Source organism: Pseudonocardia cypriaca, from assembly GCF_006717045.1.
Lineage (GTDB): Bacteria > Actinomycetota > Actinomycetes > Mycobacteriales > Pseudonocardiaceae > Pseudonocardia > Pseudonocardia cypriaca.
In genome coordinates this window covers 1,657,234-1,674,691 of sequence record NZ_VFPH01000001.1, presented here as the reverse complement: position 1 = coordinate 1,674,691, position 17,458 = coordinate 1,657,234, and the positions used below count along the sequence as shown (strand labels likewise).

At 72.6% G+C, this 17,458-nt stretch carries 19 protein-coding genes; 8 read left to right on the top strand and 11 right to left on the bottom strand.

Annotated features, from left to right (window positions below; all coding sequences use genetic code 11):
- The first annotated feature begins 12 nt into the window (after positions 1 to 12).
- Together FB388_RS07895 and FB388_RS07890 are read left to right on the top strand one after the other, a co-directional pair.
- On the top strand, positions 13 to 675 hold the full coding sequence (locus tag FB388_RS07895) for a FadR/GntR family transcriptional regulator (protein WP_170225519.1): 663 nt from the start codon (positions 13 to 15) through the stop codon (positions 673 to 675).
- A gap of 118 nt (positions 676 to 793) precedes the next feature.
- Positions 794 to 1,678, top strand: a complete 885-nt coding sequence (locus FB388_RS07890) for a DUF559 domain-containing protein (RefSeq protein ID WP_142098965.1) — start codon at positions 794 to 796, stop codon at positions 1,676 to 1,678.
- A 57-nt stretch (positions 1,679 to 1,735) separates the two neighbouring features.
- Here the strand turns inward: FB388_RS07890 and FB388_RS07885 are convergent, their stop codons facing one another.
- The 8 genes from FB388_RS07885 to FB388_RS07850 form a co-directional block, all read right to left on the bottom strand.
- Entirely contained in the window at positions 1,736 to 2,557 is an 822-nt protein-coding gene (locus FB388_RS07885) for an alpha/beta fold hydrolase (protein ID WP_142098962.1), read from the bottom strand.
- A complete protein-coding gene (locus tag FB388_RS07880) occupies positions 2,554 to 3,180 on the bottom strand; it encodes an isochorismatase family protein (protein ID WP_142098959.1) in 627 nt (208 codons plus the stop codon). The genes FB388_RS07885 and FB388_RS07880 overlap by 4 nt, the downstream gene beginning before the upstream one ends.
- The gene (locus FB388_RS07875) at positions 3,177 to 3,668 is read right to left on the bottom strand and encodes a (2Fe-2S)-binding protein (protein WP_142098956.1); all 492 of its coding nucleotides are present in this window, start codon (positions 3,666 to 3,668) and stop codon (positions 3,177 to 3,179) included. Before FB388_RS07875 ends, FB388_RS07880 begins: the two co-directional genes overlap by 4 nt.
- Complete coding sequence (locus tag FB388_RS07870) at positions 3,661 to 6,021, bottom strand: xanthine dehydrogenase family protein molybdopterin-binding subunit (RefSeq protein WP_142098953.1); 2,361 nt, start codon at positions 6,019 to 6,021, stop codon at positions 3,661 to 3,663. The genes FB388_RS07875 and FB388_RS07870 overlap by 8 nt, the downstream gene beginning before the upstream one ends.
- The gene (locus FB388_RS07865) at positions 6,018 to 6,845 is read right to left on the bottom strand and encodes an FAD binding domain-containing protein (protein WP_142098951.1); all 828 of its coding nucleotides are present in this window, start codon (positions 6,843 to 6,845) and stop codon (positions 6,018 to 6,020) included. The genes FB388_RS07870 and FB388_RS07865 overlap by 4 nt, the downstream gene beginning before the upstream one ends.
- The gene (locus FB388_RS07860; protein ID WP_142098948.1) at positions 6,842 to 8,227 is read right to left on the bottom strand and encodes an MFS transporter; all 1,386 of its coding nucleotides are present in this window, start codon (positions 8,225 to 8,227) and stop codon (positions 6,842 to 6,844) included. Before FB388_RS07860 ends, FB388_RS07865 begins: the two co-directional genes overlap by 4 nt.
- A 24-nt stretch (positions 8,228 to 8,251) precedes the next feature.
- Positions 8,252 to 9,520 carry an FAD-dependent monooxygenase gene (locus FB388_RS07855; RefSeq protein ID WP_142098946.1) on the bottom strand — a complete coding sequence of 423 codons (1,269 nt, stop codon included), beginning with the start codon at positions 9,518 to 9,520 and terminating at the stop codon, positions 8,252 to 8,254.
- A gap of 152 nt (positions 9,521 to 9,672) precedes the next feature.
- Positions 9,673 to 10,167 (bottom strand): MarR family winged helix-turn-helix transcriptional regulator, encoded by a 495-nt coding sequence (locus FB388_RS07850; RefSeq protein ID WP_246121726.1) that lies wholly within the window; start codon positions 10,165 to 10,167, stop codon positions 9,673 to 9,675.
- A 107-nt stretch (positions 10,168 to 10,274) separates the two neighbouring features.
- Between FB388_RS07850 and FB388_RS07845 the strand changes: the two genes are divergently transcribed.
- Positions 10,275 to 11,306 (top strand): 2,5-dihydroxypyridine 5,6-dioxygenase NicX family protein, encoded by a 1,032-nt coding sequence (locus FB388_RS07845; protein ID WP_142098943.1) that lies wholly within the window; start codon positions 10,275 to 10,277, stop codon positions 11,304 to 11,306.
- A gap of 2 nt (positions 11,307 to 11,308) precedes the next feature.
- Positions 11,309 to 12,055 (top strand): maleate cis-trans isomerase family protein, encoded by a 747-nt coding sequence (locus FB388_RS07840; protein WP_142098940.1) that lies wholly within the window; start codon positions 11,309 to 11,311, stop codon positions 12,053 to 12,055.
- Between the two features lie 3 nt (positions 12,056 to 12,058).
- Here FB388_RS07840 and FB388_RS07835 read toward each other — a convergent pair whose 3' ends face one another.
- Both FB388_RS07835 and dxr read right to left on the bottom strand, forming a co-directional pair.
- Complete coding sequence (locus FB388_RS07835; protein WP_142098938.1) at positions 12,059 to 13,354, bottom strand: M50 family metallopeptidase; 1,296 nt, start codon at positions 13,352 to 13,354, stop codon at positions 12,059 to 12,061.
- Complete coding sequence (gene dxr / locus FB388_RS07830; protein WP_142098935.1) at positions 13,351 to 14,523, bottom strand: 1-deoxy-D-xylulose-5-phosphate reductoisomerase; 1,173 nt, start codon at positions 14,521 to 14,523, stop codon at positions 13,351 to 13,353. Before dxr ends, FB388_RS07835 begins: the two co-directional genes overlap by 4 nt.
- A gap of 67 nt (positions 14,524 to 14,590) precedes the next feature.
- Between dxr and FB388_RS07825 the strand changes: the two genes are divergently transcribed.
- Complete coding sequence (locus tag FB388_RS07825) at positions 14,591 to 14,851, top strand: DUF2631 domain-containing protein (protein WP_142098932.1); 261 nt, start codon at positions 14,591 to 14,593, stop codon at positions 14,849 to 14,851.
- Positions 14,852 to 14,856: 5 nt separating this feature from the next.
- Complete coding sequence (gene ligD / locus FB388_RS07820) at positions 14,857 to 15,825, top strand: non-homologous end-joining DNA ligase (protein WP_142098929.1); 969 nt, start codon at positions 14,857 to 14,859, stop codon at positions 15,823 to 15,825.
- A gap of 66 nt (positions 15,826 to 15,891) precedes the next feature.
- Here ligD and mug read toward each other — a convergent pair whose 3' ends face one another.
- Complete coding sequence (gene mug / locus FB388_RS07815; protein WP_425468533.1) at positions 15,892 to 16,443, bottom strand: G/U mismatch-specific DNA glycosylase; 552 nt, start codon at positions 16,441 to 16,443, stop codon at positions 15,892 to 15,894.
- Positions 16,444 to 16,540: 97 nt separating this feature from the next.
- Between mug and FB388_RS07810 the strand changes: the two genes are divergently transcribed.
- Together FB388_RS07810 and FB388_RS07805 are read left to right on the top strand one after the other, a co-directional pair.
- Positions 16,541 to 16,792, top strand: a complete 252-nt coding sequence (locus FB388_RS07810) for an anti-sigma factor family protein (RefSeq protein ID WP_211361815.1) — start codon at positions 16,541 to 16,543, stop codon at positions 16,790 to 16,792.
- A complete protein-coding gene (locus FB388_RS07805) occupies positions 16,765 to 17,415 on the top strand; it encodes an RNA polymerase sigma factor (protein ID WP_142098923.1) in 651 nt (216 codons plus the stop codon). The genes FB388_RS07810 and FB388_RS07805 overlap by 28 nt, the downstream gene beginning before the upstream one ends.
- Positions 17,416 to 17,458 lie beyond the last annotated feature (43 nt).

Below are 17,458 nucleotides of genomic sequence, written 5' to 3'. Positions count from 1 at the left end.
ACCATGAACCTGGTGGCCGAGCTCGTCCCGTTCCTGCTGTCCCGCGGCTACGCGCCCAACGAGCGCGCGCCGTCCGAGCGGGAGCTCGCCGAGCGCTTCCGGGCGAGCCGCACGCAGGTGCGCGAGGCCCTGTCGGTACTGGAGACCCTGCGCCTGATCGAGCGTAGGCCCAAGTCCGGCGTCTACATGACGGTCGAATCGGCGAGCATCGAGGCGCTGCGGTTGTTCACCGAGATCGGCGTCCCGCTGCCCGGCGACGAGGGCGGCCAGGCCGCCGAGGTCCGCCGCATCCAGGAGCTGGAGGCCATCCGCCTCGCCTGCCGCCGCCACCGCGACGAGGACATCGACGCGCTCCGCCGCTGCCTCGCCGACTGGGAGGACGCGTTCGACGACCCGGCCCGCATCGCCGAGCTGGACCGCGTCTTCCACTCGGGGATCGTGCGCGCCACGCAGAACACGGTGCTGCTGCGCCTGGTCAACGTCTTCTACCTGATGACGGAGCGGCGCCGCGCCGTCTACTTCGGCAACCTCGCGCGCCAGCAGCAGTCACTGCGCGAGCACATGGAGATCCTCGACGCCCTCGTCGCCCGCGACGAGGAGCGCGCCGTGCGGCTGCTGGAGGCGCACATGTCCGGTGCCGACAGCTACTGGCAGGACCTCGTCGCCCGGGTGTGATCGGCGGATGGGCGCGTTTCCCGACGGGTGGTGACGGAGAACGCGCCGATCCGATGATCATGCGGTCGGTTTGCCGAAATGGCCGCGGCGACGCTGCCGGGGCGCGATCCTGCCCATCATGGTCGCGAACCGGGGGCTCCTCGCTCTGCTCGCCCGCCAGGACGGGCTGATCACCGCTGTTCAGGCGGCGGAGTGCGGTCTGGCGGAGCGCGCGCTGCAGCGGCGGGTCCGGGACGAGGGGTGGCGGCGGGTGGCGCCGAGGGTCTTCCTCGCCGCTGGGCACCGGTTCACCGACCGCGCCCGGGTCCACGCTGCCGGGTTGTGGGCCGGGGAGCGCGGCGCGGTCTCGGGACCGGCCTCCGCCTGGTGGCACGGGATGCCGACCGTGGTCCCCGCCCGGGTCGAGGTGACCGTGCCGCGCCGGTTCGGACTGCGCGGCTACCCCGGCGTCCGGGTCCGCCGACGCGATCTTCCTGCCGCGGACAAGGTCCTCACCAGCGGTATCTGGTGCACCGCGGCCCCACTCGCCGCGCTCGAGACCGCGATCGCGCTGCCCGACGGCTCGGCGTTCCTCGACCGCGGCCTGCAGAAGCACGTGCGATTCGAGGATCTGTACCAGGCGTACTGCCGGAACATCGGCGCCCGCGGAGGCACTCGTGTCGCCGCACTCCTGATCGGGGCGGCCGATCGCGCAGATTCCGCCGCCGAACGGCTCCTGATCTCGCTTCTCAGGGAGTCCGGGCTGACCGGCTGGGAACGAGGCCTGCCGTTCGAGCACCGGAGGATCGACATCGCGTTCCCCGAAGCGAAGCTCGCCATCGAGGTCGACGGCTGGGCCTGGCACACGGATGTCGACCGGTTCCGGGCGGACCGCCGGAAGGGGAACGCACTCGTCCGGGCGGGGTGGCAGCTGCTGCGCTTCACCTGGCACGACCTCACCAACCGGCCGGCCTACGTCATCGCCGAGATCCGTGCCGCCCTGCTCTCCGCCGCGACGGCATGATCGTCGCGTCGGCGCGTTTCCCGACGCCACCCGTCGGGAAACGCGCCCATCCCGCGATCACCAGCCCTTGAGGATCTCCCGCAGCAGGTGGAGCGCCGTCTCCGGCTCGTCCCAGAACACCATGTGCCCGGCCCCTGGCACCTCGACCAGCCGGGCCGCCGGGTTCGCGGCCGCCGCCTCCGCCGCACCGGCCGCCGTGACGACGGGGCTCTCCCCGCCGTACAGCAGTACGGTCGGGGCGGGGACGTTCGGCCAGGTGGTGAAGAAGTCCTCGCTCTCGAAACCGGCGTGGGTGGCGGCGATCGCCTCGGCGTCGCAGCTGGAGAGCCAGCGCGCCCGCAGCTCCTGCTCCCGCCGGGGCCAGCGCGGCCAGGAGCGGGCCACCTCGTCGGCGTCGGTGCCGCGCCGCGCCTGCTCCAGCTGGCCGAGGAACGCGTCGAGGGTGGTGGGGTACGGGCCGCGGCTCGGCCCGCTCATCGGCGGGTCGACGAGCACCGTGCCCCGCAGCGGCACGCCACGGGCCGCGACGACCGCCGCGATGCGGGCGCCCATCGAGTGCCCCAGCAGCAGCGGGCGGTCCAGGCCGTCGAGCACGGCGATGGTGTCGTCGGCGTAGTCGTCGAGGGTGTAGGACTTGCCGGAGTCGGAGAGGCCACGGCCGCGGACGTCCAGCACGATCGGCCGGACGAGGTCGGGAAGCTCCCGCGCCACGAAGTCCATGGTGATCGCCGGGCTGGTGATCCCGGGCAGCACGACGAGCGGGACGCCGTCCCCGCCGTAGTCGAGGACGTGCAGCCGCAGGTCGCCGGAGCGGACCCAGCGCGACCGCGCGGGCACGTCGGCGAGGTCGGCCAGCGCGGACTGCAGCACGGCCCTCATCGCACCACCTTCAGGTAACCCATGGCGTCGTCCAGCTCGATCACGTCGCCGTACTTGGCCTGGATGTCGAACAGGTTCGCCTCGTGCGGCCCCTGCGCGCGGTCGCCCACGCACTGCCGCGGGACGAGCACCGTGAACCCGCTCTGCACGGCGTCCACGGCGCTGGCGCGGACGCAGCCGCTCGTGGTCGCGCCGCAGACCAGCACCGTATCCACCCGCAGGCCCACGAGCAGCGCGGCGAGCCCAGTGCCGAAGAAAGCGGAGGCGCCCTTCTTCGTGATCAGGTGGTCCCCCGGCTCGACCGGCAACCGGTCGTCGATCGCCACCGCGCGGGTGCCCTCGCGCAGCGCGCGCATGCCGGGCGCCTTGGTGAGCCACGTGATCGCGTCACCGTCGGCCTCGGCGGGGGTGTAGGCGATCGTCGTGAACACCACGGGCACGCCGCCCGACCGCCCGGCCTCGATCAGCTCGGCCGTCGCGGCCACCACGGACGACAGGTCGGCGCCCGTCGGCTCGGACGGGTCCGTGAACCCGTTGGTCAGGTCGACCACGACGATCGCGGGCCGCTCCCCACGGCGCACCGATGCCCCGAAGCCCGCCCTCTCGTAGACCGCGTCGATCATGCGCAGGTCCCCTCGCGACGGCGGGCCGCGCAGGTGTCCACGGCCTCGACGATCGTCTGGTAGCCCGTGCACCGGCACAGGTTGGACGCCACCACCTCGCGGATCTCCTCCTTCGTCGCGTCGGGCCGCTCGGCGAGGAAGCCCTCGGCGAGCATCAGGAAGCCGGGCGTGCAGAAACCGCACTGCAGCCCGTGGTGCGCTGAGAACTCCTGCTGCAGGTCCGACAGGCTGCCGTCGGGCGCGGAGAGCGACTCGACCGTGCGGATGTCGGCGTCCTCCACCTGCGCGGCGAACACCAGGCACGCCCGCACCGGCGCCCCGTCGACGAGCACGGTGCACGCGCCGCAGATCCCGTGCTCGCAGCCCACGTGGGTGCCGGTGAGGCCCAGGTCGTGGCGGAGCACGTCGACGAGCGTGCGGCGCGGCTCGATCGCGAGGTCGCGCCGCTCGCCGTTGACGGTCAGCTCGACCAGCTGGATCTCAGCCATGGGTTCCCTCCAGTGCCCGGTGGACGGCCTCGCGCGAGATCGGGGTGTCGTCCAGCTCGACGCCCGTCCCCCGCAGCGCGTCGTTGACGGCATTGAGCACGGCGGCGGGTGCGCCGATCGTGCCGCCCTCCCCCGCGCCCTTGGCGCCGTTCGCGGTGAACGCGCACGGCGTCTCGAGGTGGTGGATCACGATGTCGGGGATCTCGGCGGCGGTCGGCACCTTGTACTCCATCAGGCTCGGGGCGAGCGGCTGCCCCGCGTCGTCGTAGGTGACCTGCTCGAACAGCGCGCCCGCGATGCCCTGCGCGATCCCGCCGCGGCACTGCCCCTCGACGATCTGCGGGTGGATCGCCACCCCGCAGTCCTCCACGCAGACGTACCGCAGGATCTCGACGCCGCCGGTGCCCGGGTCGAGCTCCACGACGACGCCGTGGGTGGCGTTGGAGAACGTCCCGTCGCCCGGCACGTCGAAGCTCGCGGTGGCCGACAACCCCGGTCCGACGCCCTTGGGGAGCAGGTGCGCCCGCAGGTAGGCCACGTCGGCGAGCTCGGCGAACGACAGGCGCCGCGCCGGGTCGTCCCGCAGCCGCACCCCGCCCGCGCCGTCCAGCTCGCATCCGTCGACGTCGGCGTCGAGGAGGTGCGCCGCGATCTCCCGCAGCTGGTCGCCGAGCTTCTCCGATGCCGCCGCGACCGCGCTCCCGCCGATCGTGATCGAGCGGCTGGCGAAGGAACCCCAGCCGTAGGTGATCCGGTCGGTGTCGCCCTGCACGATCTTGACCTGGGCGATGTCGAGCCCGAGCCGGTCGGCCACGATCTGGGCCATCGTCGTCTCGTGGCTCTGGCCGTGGCTCATCGTGCCGGTGGTGGCGGACACGGTGCCGGAGACGTCCATCCGGATCTCCGAGATGTCGAAGCCGGGCACCACCCGCATCTTGCGCTGGGCGAACGCACCGGAGCCGTAGCCGGTGCGCTCGGAGAAACAGGAGTAGCCGATCCCGATCACGCGACCCGAGTCGCGCACGTCGTACCAGCCCTCGTCGCGCAGCACCTGCTCGCACAGATCCAGTGACTCGCGGTACGAGCCCGGGTCGTAGGTGATCCGGTTGACGCCGGTGTACGGGAACACGGTGATCACGTTGCGGCGGCGGATCTCGACGGGATCGATGCCCAGCTCGCGCGCGGCCCGTTCCATCAACCGCTCCATGACCATCACGTACTGCGGGCGGCTCACACCCCGGTACGGGCCGGTGGGCGCCTTGTTCGTGGTGATCGCCCGGCCACGCACGCGGTACGCGGGCACCTTGTAGACCGACGGCATCTCCGCCGACGCCATCAGCGGCTCGATGCCGGCCGTGAACGGGTAGCAGGAGTAGGCGCCCATGTCGCAGACGACGTCGGCGTCGAGGCCGAGGATGTGGCCGTCGGCGTCGAACGCGGCGCGCACGTCGTAGCGCTGCTCGCGGGCGAGGAACGCGGCGGTGAGGGCGTCGCGGCGGTCCTCGATCCACTTCACCGGGCGACGCAGCCGCAGCGCGGCGGCCGCTGCGGCGATCTCCTCGCGCCCGACCACGCACTTCTGCCCGAAGCCGCCGCCCATGTCCGGCACGGTGACGCGCACCTGCTTCTCGGCCAGCCCGGCGCAGCTCGCGAGCACGGTGCGCACCTGGTGCGGGATCTGGGTGTTGGTCTGCACGTGGAGCTGCTCGTCGCGGTCGTCCCATGACGCGACGACGCCGCGGGTTTCGAGGGGGAGCGCGTTCTGCCGGCCGGTCTTCGTCCGGACCCGGACGACGCAGGGCGCCTCGGCGAACACCTCGTCGATGCCCTCGGTGGCGAAGAGGGAGACGTCGACGAGCGTGTTGCGCGGCGCCTCGGCGTGCACGAGCGGGGCGCCGTCGGCGAGTGCTGCGGTGTCGGTGACGACCGGGTCGAGGTCCTCGTACTCGACGACCGCGGCCTCGACGCCGTCCTCGGCGGCGTACGGGTCGCGGGCGACCACGATCGCGACCGGCTCCCCGACGAAGCGGACCTTGTCGCGGGCGAGCACCGGCATCGAGGTGGGCACGAACTCGTGCGGCGGGCGGTCGAGCAGGGCGGTGACGTCACCGAGGCCGAGGTCGGCGGCCGAGAACGCCGCCACGACCCCGGGCACCGCGCGGACCTCGTCGAGGTCGACCGCGACGATCCGGCCGTGGGCCACGGTGCTGCGCACGAACTGGGCGTGCAGCATCCCGGGCAGGGCGACGTCGTCGACGAACCGGCCGCGCCCGGCCAGCAGCCGCGGGTCCTCCCGCCGCGGGACCGACGCACCCACCCAGGCGCCGTCCCTGCGGAAGTGGGGCTCGTTCATCGGGTACCCGCCTCCTCGCAGGCTCGGGCGACGAGCGTCCGGGTGAGCGCGCGGCGGTAGTGCGCGCTCACCCCGGGCTCGTCGCGGACGTCGATCGCCTCCGCCGCGGCCGCCCCGGCCTCGGCGGGCGCCCCTCCCCTGCCGAGCACCGCCTCCGCGGCGGGCACCCGCAGCGGCACCGGGGCGACGCCGCCGAGCACGACGCGCGGCGCGTCGAGGTCGACCGCCGCCGCCACGATCGCGAAGTCGCCCCGTCGCTCGGCGAACTCCGTCAGGGCCGCCCGCGGCGCGGGCCGGGGGAACACCACCTCGACGATCAGCTCGTCGGGTTCGAGCGCCGTGGTGAACACGCCCTGGAAGAACTCGCCCGCCGGGATCTCCCGCCGCCCCGCCGGGCCCTCGACCACGATCAGCGCATCTAGCAGCGCGGCGAGCAGGCACCACTCGGCGGTCGCGTCGGCGTGCGCGAGGCTCCCGCCGACCGTGCCGCGGGTGCGGATGGGCAGGTGCCCGACCCAGCGCATCGCGTCGGAGAGCACCCGGAACCCGGGGCCGAGGTCGGCGGTCTCGACGGCGTGGTGGGTGACCAGGGCGCCGATCCGCAACGCTCCGCCGTCCTCTGGCCCGTCCCGGGAGATCGCGTCGAGCCCGGGGATGCGGGCGATGTCGATCAGGTGCTCGGGCCGGGCCAGGCGGAAGTTCATCATCGCGACGAGGCTCTGCCCGCCCGCGATGACCTTCGCGTCCTCCCCCAGCTCGGCGAGCAGCCCCACCGCGCCCGAGACGCTCCGGGCGCGGTGGTAGGTGAACGGTGCGGGCTTCACGCCGGTGTGATGACCAGCGACTCGTCGCCGCCCTCTGTGACGTGGTCGAGCTCGCGGCCGCGCGTCTCGGGGGCCGCGACGGCCATCCAGAGCACAGCGGCCACCACGAGGACTCCGAGCACCGTGAACGTCAGCGGGAGGCCGAGAACCGGCCACAGCACGCTGCCGAACAACAGGGGCGCGAAACCGGTGACGGCCCGGCTGGACGAGGAGGCCCAGCCGAACCCGCTCGCCCGCAGCGGCGTCGGGTAGAGCTCGGAGACGTAGGCGTACATCACCGGGATCACCGTCAACGACAGGAACCCGAACACGGCGATCATCGTGATGGCCGCCGACGGCACGTCCAGCACCAGCGCGAACACCACCAGCGCCAGCGCCGCCGCCGGGCCGGACACCGCGATCACCCACTTGCGGCCGACGACCTCCACCAGCAGCACCGCCGTGATCACGCCGAGGATGCCGACCGCGTTCATGATCGTGGTGCCGGCGAAGGCGGCCACGTCGCCCATGCCCTGGGCGCGCAGGATCGAGGGCATCCAGGACAGCGCCGCGTAGTACACGAGCATCACGGAGATGAACAGCGCCCAGGCGACCGAGGTGATCCGCGGGTTGAACGCCCAGACCAGGCGCAGCTGCTCGAGCGCGGCGCCGACCCCGCGACGCCGCTGCACGGCCGCCGCGACGGCGGGGATCTCGTACGGCTCGTGGGCGGCGCCCGTCCGCATGACGAGGTCGTCGATCACGGCGCGCGCCTCGGCCTCACGGCCCGTGCGTGCGAGGTAGAGCGGCGACTCGGGGATGCCGCGGCGCACCCAGAACAGCAGCAACGCGGGCAGCACCATCAGCGCGAGCATCCAGCGCCAGTTGCCCTGCACCGGCACGAGGAACGTGGCCGAGAGCCCGGCGAGCGTGGTGCCGACCGGCCACCACCCGTCCATCGCCGCGAGCACGCGGCCACGTTGCTTCTTCGGGGAGAACTCGCTGACCAGCGCGTAGTCGACGGGGATGCAGCCGCCGAGCCCGATGCCGGCGAGGAACCTCAGGATCAGGAAGACCTCCCAGCTCGGCGACAGCGCCCCGAGCACGGAGAACAGCGCGAAGATCAGCAGCGTGATGCTGAACGCGCGCTTGCGGCCCACCCGGTCGGCGACCGTGCCCCAGGCCACGGCGCCGACGGCCATGCCGACGAGGTTCGCCGTGGCGACCAGCCCGCGCTGCCCGGTGGACAGGCCGAACTCGGTGCCGAGCAGCGGGGTGAGGAAGCCGTTGAGGGCGACGTCCCAGGCGTCGAACATGTAGCCCAGCCCGCCGATGATGAAGATCTTGCCTTGCACTCCCCACTTCCAGGGGAGGTCTTGCACGACCTGGTCGCCGGTACGCATGTGGTGGGCTCCGTTCTCGGGGGATCAGCGCACGAACGGGTAGGAGAAGGACTCGAGGTCCGGGTTGTTCAGGGGAGTGCCGCTCCAGAGCCAGTCGTACGAGACGTCGGACTCGCCCTGGAAGTCACGCAGCCTGCGGTCGCGCTCCTGCTGCTCGGGGCCGTCGGGCAGGTGGTAGAAGCGCATGTTCGAAAGGGACGCATCCTGGACCATGCCGGCGTGCGTGGCACGGCGGGACACGTACCGGACGAGCGCCTCCGCGATCCCGTCGCGGGTGACCGCGCCCAGCTCCTCGGCCAGCACGGCCGCGTCCTCCATCGCCTGCGACGCGCCCTGCGCCTGGTAGGGCAGCATCGCGTGGCAGGCGTCGCCGAGGAGCGCCACGTGGCCGTCCACCCACACCGGGTCGCGGTGGCGGCGGAACATCGCCCACTTCGACGCATCACCCTCGGCCTTGGACAGCATCGCCGCCACCCGGTCGTCCCACCCGGAGAACGCGTCGACCATCTCGTCCGCGGTGGCCGGCCCGCTCCACGTCTGCTCGATGTCGAGCGTGTTCGGGACGATCGCGACGACGTTGAGGTACTCGCCGCCGCGGATGAAGTAGTGCACGAGGTGCAGGTCCGGGCCGTACCAGATCGTGGAGTGGAACCGGTCGAGCAGGAAGCGGGTGGCGGGGTCGGCCGCGATCTTGTCGCCGGGGATGAGGGCGCGGTAGGCCATCTCCCCGGAGAAGGCGAGCGTGTCCGGCAGGCCCATCGCGTCGCGGACGGACGAGCGGATGCCGTCGGCGCCGACGAGCACGTCGCCGGGGAAGCGACGCCCGTCGGTGGTGAGGGCGACCGGGCGCGTCGGGTCGGCGAGGTCGATGTCGACGACCTGCGCGCCCGTGTGCACCTCGACGACCGGCCCGGCCCCGTCGGGGTCGAGGCAGGCGTCGAGCAGGACCTTGTGCAGGTCGGCGCGGTGGTAGTGCCAGTAGGGCGCGCCCCACTCCCGCTTGACCCGGTCGCCGAGCGGAAGCGTGGCGATGATGCTGCCGTCCTCCCAGCGGCGGCGCACCTGGTCCTGCGGCTCGGTGTGGATCGCCTCGAGCTGCCGGCGCAGCCCCAGCCCGAGCAGGATCCGGCTCGCGTTCGGCGCCGTCTGGATCCCGGCACCCACCTCGCCGAGCTCCGGTGCCTGCTCCAGCACGGTTGCCCGATGGCCGCGCCTGCGCAGCGCGAGCGCCGTGGTGAGACCGCCGAGGCCACCACCGGCGATGGTGACGGCGAAGGACTGGCTGGCCGGCACTGGTGCGCTCCCTTGGTTGATCCACAGTGGACGAATCACGTCGGCTCGCCCGGGCTGTGCTCCGGGCCACGTGCCGAGATAATCCGAACACTGACGATCCCGGAGCGCAAGGGGTTCGGCGAGCTGTAACGCGTCAGAAACCCCCGAGCAGCTCAGTCGTCGACCAGGCCCTCCCAGTGCTCGGTGAGCGCCGTGAGGCGGCGCAGCAGCGCCACCTGCTCCGCGCGGTCGTAGCCCTGCATCAGCAGTTTGTCCAGGTCACGGGCCCGGCGGTCGGTCTCGCGAAGGGTGGCCTCGCCCTCGGGCGTGAGGCGCAGGAGGCGCTTGCGGCCGTCGTCTGCGGGGCGCTCGCGGACGATCAGGCCGCGATCCTCCAGCCGGCGCACGATGCTCGCCATCGTCGACCGGTCGAGCGCGACGGACGACCCGAGCGACCCCTGCTCGACGCCGGGGTACGCGTTGACGGCGGTCAGCACCGCGAACTGCGGCCCGGTCAGCACCGGGTCGACGAGCCTGACCCAGGCGGCGGTGTAGGCCTGGTGCATCCGCCGCGCCACGTAGCCCGGCGCCGCGAGCAGCTCCTCCGGCGGGGGCAGCCCCTTCGAGGGGTCGATCCCCGCACGTCCCGCCACTCCCCCGGTACTCACGGATCCAGCTAAGCACGCCGTCGGTCACGCGGTCGCAACACGCCAGGCCTTGACCTGATGGGCACTCCGCGGGATCGTCAGTGTTCGGACTATCTCCGGAGGGACCTGTGGACCAGAACCTGTTCAACGAGATCTGCCTGCAGCAGCTGACGCTGTCCGGGGTGCACGACGGCGAGACCGTCGCCGTCCTGACCCGGGGCGACGAGCGCGGCGAGTACGCGAACGCGTTCATGTGGGCGGCGCAGAAGCTCGGTGCGGCGACGTTCCACCTGCGGCTCCCGCCGCCCGCGTCGGCGTCGGGCGCGTGGGCGGTCGGCGACTCCGGCCTGGCCGCCAACCCGCTCGCGGTCGAGGCGCTCAAGCGCGCCGACATGCTCGTCGACTGCACGTTCCTGCTGTTCAGCAAGGAGCAGTTCGAGATCCAGGGCGCCGGAACGCGCATCCTCACCGCCGTCGAGCCTGCCCCGCTGCTCGCCCGGCTGATGCCCACGACGGAGCTGCGGGAGCGCGTCGAGGTCGGCGCCGAGCTGCTCGCCAAGGCCCAGACCATGCGCATCACCAGCCCGCACGGCACCGACGTCACCTACCGGCTCGGCGTCTACCCGACGATGAGCGAGTACGGCTACACCGACCAGCCCGGCCGCTGGGACCACTGGCCCGCCGCGTTCGTGTTCACCGGCGGCGCCGACGACGGCGTCGACGGCAAGATCGTGCTCGCCCCCGGCGACGTGCTGCTGCCGTTCAACACCTACGTGCAGACCCCGGTGGAGATCACCATCGAGCAGGGCTTCATCCGCGACATCCGCGGCGGGCTCGATGCCGACCTGCTCAGCTCGTACATCAAGAGCTTCGACGACCCGCGCGGCTACGGGATGAGCCACGTCGGCTGGGGCCTCGACGAGCGCGCCCACTGGCACGGCCTCACCCAGTTCGGCGGCGGCATGGGCATGGAGCTGCGCAGCTTCTACGGCAACGTGATGTTCTCGATCGGCCCGAACAACGAGCTCGGCGGCCCCAACGACACCCCCTGCCACTTCGACATCCCCATGCGCGGCAACTCCCTCTACCTCGACGACGAGCTCATCGTCGACGCCGGCGAGCTGACCGTGCCCGTGATGCGTCCGGTGGGTAGGCGTTGAGCATGGTGACGCACCACATCGGGATGATCGTCCCGAGCTCGAACCTCACGATGGAGACCGAGCTCCCCCGGATGCTCGCCGCCCGCGAGCGGGAGCTGCCGGAGGACCGGTTCGTCTTCCACTCGGCGCGGGCGCGGATGCAGCACGTCACACCGGAGCAGCTGCGGGCCATGAACGCCCAGGCGGAGCGGGCGGCCACCGAGCTGGCCGACGCCCGGCCCGACGTGGTCGCCACCGCCTGCCTCGTCGCGATCATGGCGCAGGGCCCCGGCTACCACTGCACCGCGGAGGACACGATCACCGCCGCCCTGCGCGCCGAGGGCTCGGATGCGCCCGTCGTGTCCAGCGCCGGGGCGCTCCTGTCCGGCATCGCGGCGCTCGGGGCCCGCAAGGTCGCGATCATCACGCCGTACCTGAAGCCGCTCACCGAGCTGGTCGTCACCTACCTCGAGGACGCGGGCGTCGAGGTGGTGGACGCCCTGTCGCTCGAGGTGCCCGACAACCTCGCCGTCGCCCGTCTCGACCCGGCCGACCTGCGCGAACACCGGCGCAAGCTCGACCTGACCGGCGCCGACGCGCTCGTCCTGTCCGCCTGCGTGCAGATGCCCTCGCTGGAGTCGATCGCGGTGGTCGAGGAGGAGGCCGGGCTGCCCGTGCTCTCCGCGGCCACCGCGACAGCGCACCAGATCCTCACGACGCTGGGCCTCGTCCCGTGGGTGCCGAACGCGGGACGCCTCCTCTCGGCCTGAGCGTCAGAACGGCAGCTGGATCGGGTTGACCACGTCGGCGACCAGCAGGATCGCGCTCCACCCGATGAACAGCAGAGCCACGACGTAGGCGACCGGCAGCAGCTTCGCCGCGTCCACCGGGCCGGGGTCGGGCTTGCCGCGCACCCGCGCGATCCGCTTGCGGATCGCCTCCCACAGCGCCGGGAAGATCTGTCCCCCGTCGAGCGGCGGAAGCGGCAGCAGGTTGAACAGGAACAGCGAGATGTTCACCAGGGCCAGCAGGTTGAGCAGGAACAGCACCCGCTGCGTCGCCGTGAAGTCCTCGGCCGCGAGGAACTCGCCCCCGATGCGGGACACACCCACGATGCCGACCGGCCCGTCCTGGTCGCGCTCTTCACCGAGGAAGGCCGACCCGAACAGGTTCGGCAGCCGCTCGGGCAGGTTGATGATCGCCTGACCGGTGCGGACGATGACGTCACCCACCGCGACGACAACCGTCACCGGCCCCTGCCGCGCGATGGTCGGCACCGGTGTGACCCCGAGGAAGCTCACGTCCACGACGCGGTTCGGGTCGTTCAGGTCCTGGGCCTGCGTGCGGATCAGGGTGGGCGTGAGGTCGAACCGCTGGTCGCCGCGCTCCACCGTGATGGTCACCGTGCCGGAGGCGGCGCGAATGGCCTCCTGCAGGGAACGCCAGTCGTTCTCGGTGACCGGTGCCCCGTTGAAGGCGACGATCTTGTCGCCCGGCAGGAGGCCCGCCGCCGCGGCCGGGCTCGGCGGCGCGTCCGCCGGGCACTGCTCGGTCTGCGGCGCCGTGGCCGGCAGGACGCACTGGCTGACGGTCGAGATCGTGGTGCTGCTCGTCGGGACCCCGACACCCATGATCGCGATCGCGAACAGGATGACGGCGAGGATCAGGTTCTGGAACGGCCCCGCCGCCATCACGATGATCCGCTTCCACGGCGCGCGGGTGTAGAACTGCCGGTTCGCGTCCTCGGGCAGCACGTCCATGGCCGACTGCTGCCGGGCGTCGTCGATGAGGCCCTGGAACGGGCCGGTGCGGCGGCTGCGGCCCAGCGTCTCGCCCTTGGCGGGCGGGAGCATGCCGATCATGCGGACGTAGCCGCCGAGCGGGATCATCTTGACCCCGAACTCGGTCTCGCCGACCTTTCGCGACCAGAGGGTCTTGCCGAACCCGACGAAGAACTCCGGCACCTTGATGCCGAACTTCCGGGCCGCGAGGTAGTGGCCCAGCTCGTGCCAGGCCACCGAGAACATGATCCCGGCGAAGAGCAGCAGGATCCCGAGCACGAACATCATGAGAGGAACGCCTTCCTCGAGCCGGCGAGCTCACGCGCACGCGCCCTCGCCCACTCCTCCGCAGCCAGCACGTCCGCCACGGTAGCGGGGTCCGCGGTCCAGCCGTCGGCGGCGCCGAGCACCTCCTCCAGGAGGTCGCAGATGCCGACGAACGGCAGCGAGCCCGCGACGAACGCCGCCACGGCCTCCTCGTTCGCGGCGTTGAGCACGGCGGGGACGCATCCACCCGCCGTACCTGCTGCCCTGGCCAGGCGCACGCCGGGTAACGCGTCGTCGTCCAGCGGCTCGAACGTCCATGCCTGCGCGGTCTCCCACCGGCACGGGCGGGCGACGCCCGGCAACCGGTCCGGCCAGGCGAGGGCGAGCGCGATTGGCAGCTTCATGTCCGGGGGGCTCGCCTGCGCGAGCGTGGACCCGTCGACGAACGTCACCATCGAGTGCACGATCGACTGCGGGTGCACCACCACGTCGATCCGCTCGTACGGCACCCCGAACAGCAGGTGCGCCTCGATCAGCTCGAGGCCCTTGTTCACCAGGGTGGCCGAGTTGATCGTGATGACCGGCCCCATGTCCCACGTCGGGTGGGCGAGGGCGTCGGTCACGGTGACGCCTTCCAGCTCCTCGCGCCGCCGCCCCCGGAACGGGCCACCGGACGCGGTGAGCACGAGCCGATCCACCTCCTCGGCCCGGCCGCCGCGCAGGCACTGGGCGAGAGCGGAGTGCTCGGAGTCGACCGGCACGATCTGCCCCGGCGCGGCCGAGCCGGTGACCAGCGCTCCCCCGGCCACCAGCGACTCCTTGTTGGCGAGCGCGAGCGTGACTCCCGAGGCGAGGGCGGCCAGCGTCGGACCCAGCCCGACCGAGCCGGTGATCCCGTTGAGCACGGTGTCGGCGCCCGCGGTGGCGGTGAGCTCGGTGGCCGCCTCCGGCCCGGCCAGCACGTCGACGCCGGGCAGCCGGTCGCGCAGCTCGGCGGCGGCGCCGGCGCTCGCCACGGCGAGCCGGGGCACGCGGTGGTCCCGGACCTGCCGCACGAGCAGGTCGATGTCCCGGCCGCCGGCGGCGAGGCCCGCGACCGTGAACCGGTCCGGGTGCGCCGCGACGACGTCGAGCGCCTGTGTGCCGACCGAGCCGGTGGAACCCAGCACGACGACGGAGCGAGTGGTCATCACCGCCCATCATCCCCGCAGCCGTGTTGTGCGACGATGAGGCCCACATCCCGGATCAGGAGGACAGGTGGCACGCAACTCCCGAGAGCTGGCGCAGCGGCCCGCGGTGGACCCGCAGGACGAGCCGTCGGTGGAGTGGGGCTGGCACGGCGGGTTCCCCCGGGGCATGATCATCGCCGGCTGGGTCAGCGTCTTCGTCCTGCTGGTCATGAACCTCGGCAACCACCAGGGGCGCATCGAGAACGTGTGGCTCACCGGGCTCGCGATCGTCATGGCGATCGGGCTCGTGATGCACTCGGTCCGCAAGCGCACCGCCTGGCGGCGCTGAGTCGGATGGCGGGCTCCGCCATCGAGCTGGAGGTCGGCGACCGCGTCGTCCGGATCTCCAACCCCGACCGGGTGTACTTCCCGGCCCGCGGGGAGACCAAGCTCGACCTGGCGCAGTACTACCTAGCGGTGTCCGACGGCATCGTGCGCGCGCTGCGCGACCGGCCGTGCATGCTGCACCGCTTCCCCACCGGCGTCACCGGCGAGAAGGTGCACCAGAAGCGGCTGCCCAAGGGGGCACCGGACTGGGTGCAGACCGTGCGCATCCACTTCCCGCGCTGGAACCGCACCGCCGACGAGCTGTGCGTGCAGCACCCGGCCGACGTCGTGTGGGCGGTGCAGATGTCCACCGTCGAGTTCCACCCGTGGAACTCACGTCGGTTCGACACCGAGAAGCCCGACGAGTGGCGGATCGACCTCGACCCGATGCCCGAGGCGACCTACGCCGACGTCCGCCGCGTGGCGCACGTCGCCCACGAGGTGCTCGACGAGCTGGGCGCCACCGGCTGGCCGAAGACGTCTGGCGGCAAGGGCATGCACGTGTACGTGCGGATCCCGCCCGACCACGGGTTCGCCGACGTCCGCCGGGCCGCGCACGCGTTCGCCAGGGAGGTCGCCCGCCGGTGCGACCTGGTCGACCTGACGTGGTGGCGGAAGGACCGCGACCCCAAGTCGATCTTCGTCGACTACAACCAGAACACCCGCGACCACACCATCCGCTGCGCGTACTCGGTGCGCGGGGTGCCCGAGGCGGTGGTGTCCACCCCGATCCGCTGGGACGAGGTCGACGACGCCGACCCGCGCGACTTCACCATCGGAACCGTCCCGGCCCGCTTCGCGGAGCTCGGCGACCTGCACGCCGGCATCGACGACGCCGTCTTCCTCATCGACGAGCTCCTCGAGTGGGCCGACCGCGACGCCCGCGAGGGCGACGCCCCGCCCGACGACGAGGAAACCCAGGACCTCGACGACTGAGTTCCGCGAGTCGCGCTCTGGATGTACGCGAGTCGCGCTGCGGGTGCCTCCTGTGACACGCGCGGCTCAGGCAGCGGCGCGCAGCCGGGCGTACTCCGCGACCATCGCGGGGAGCTGCCAGTGCGCGTTCAGCCCGCTGGGGTTGGGCAGTACCCACACGCCCGTCTCGCCCAGCCGCTCCTCCTGCGGCCCGACGGACGCGCGGGGCCTGCCGAACCCCGTGCGGTAGGCCGTCACCCCAACGACTGCGAGCCAGCGCGGACGCCACTCGGCCACGAGCGCCTGCAACCGCTCCCCACCCGCGACCAGCTCCGCCGGGGTCAGCTCGTCGGCCCGGGCGGTGGCCCGCGGCGCCATGTTCGTGATCCCCAGCCCGAGCGACCGCAGCTCCCCCTGCTCGGCCGGGAGCAGCAGCCGGGGCGTGAAGCCTGCGCCGTGCAGGGCGGGCCAGAACCGGTTGCTCGGTCGCGCGAAGTGGTGCCCGGTGGCGGCCGACACGAGCCCGGGGTTGATGCCGCAGAAGAGCACGCGCAGCGGCGGGTCGCCCGGGCCGGGCAGCACGTCCTCGATGGTGCGCGAGCGCGCCGCGTCCAGCTCGGCGCGGGTGAAACGGGGCACGACGCCGATGATCGCAGGCACCCGGACCCGCCAACCGCCCCGCACTCCGTGCTGGCACGTGGGACTCGCCGGCGGCTTGCGGGGCGATACTGGCCCGGTGGACGAGCTGGCGTGCCGGGATCTCGTGGAGCGGGTCACCGACTACCTCGAAGGCGTCCTGGGGCCGGAGGAGACCGAGCGGGTGAACCGCCACCTCGCGGGCTGCGACGGCTGCACGGCCTACGTCGAGCAGGTGCGGGCGTCCGTCCGGGCGAGCGGTGCCCTGCCGGCGGAGGTGCCGAGCGCGCAGGCCGAGGCGCGGCTGCTCGACATCTTCCGGACGTGGACGGCCGAGCGGCAGGGCCGGTGACGGACGTCGACCTGGACGCCCTGCGCCGCGGCGACGAGGCCGCTTTCCTGCGGCTGGTCCGCTCCCAGCACTCGGCCCTCGTCCGGCTCGCGCTCGTGTACGCACCCAGCCGGGAGGTGGCGGAGGAGTGCGTGCAGGAGACCTGGATCGCGGTCCTGCGAGGGATCGACGGCTTCGAGGGCCGTTCCTCGCTGCGCACGTGGATCTGCCGGATCCTGGTCAACATCGCGCGCCGCCGGGCCGCCGCCGAGCGCCGCGAGCTGCCCTTCTCCAGCTTCTCCGACCCGGGAGAGCCGGGGCCTGCTGTCGACCCGGAGCGGTTCTTCCGGTCGGGCCCGAACGCCGGCCACTGGGCCGCCCCGCCGCGGGCGTGGTCGGTTCCGGAGGAGCAGGCGCTCTCCCGCGAGCTGCGGGTCGTCGTCGCCGGTGCGATCGCGGTGCTGCCGCCCAACCAGCGCGCGGTCATCACGCTGCGCGACGTCGAGGGTTGGGCGTCGGACGAGGTGAGCGCCGTTCTCGAGATCGAGCCGGGCAACCAGCGGGTGCTGCTGCACCGTGCCCGTAGCCGGGTGCGCGCGGCTCTGGAGCGCTACCTCGCGTCGGCTCCGGCCAGAAATCTGTAACGGATCTCCTCCCGGCCGCCACTGGTAGGCGCAGTCCGCCGAG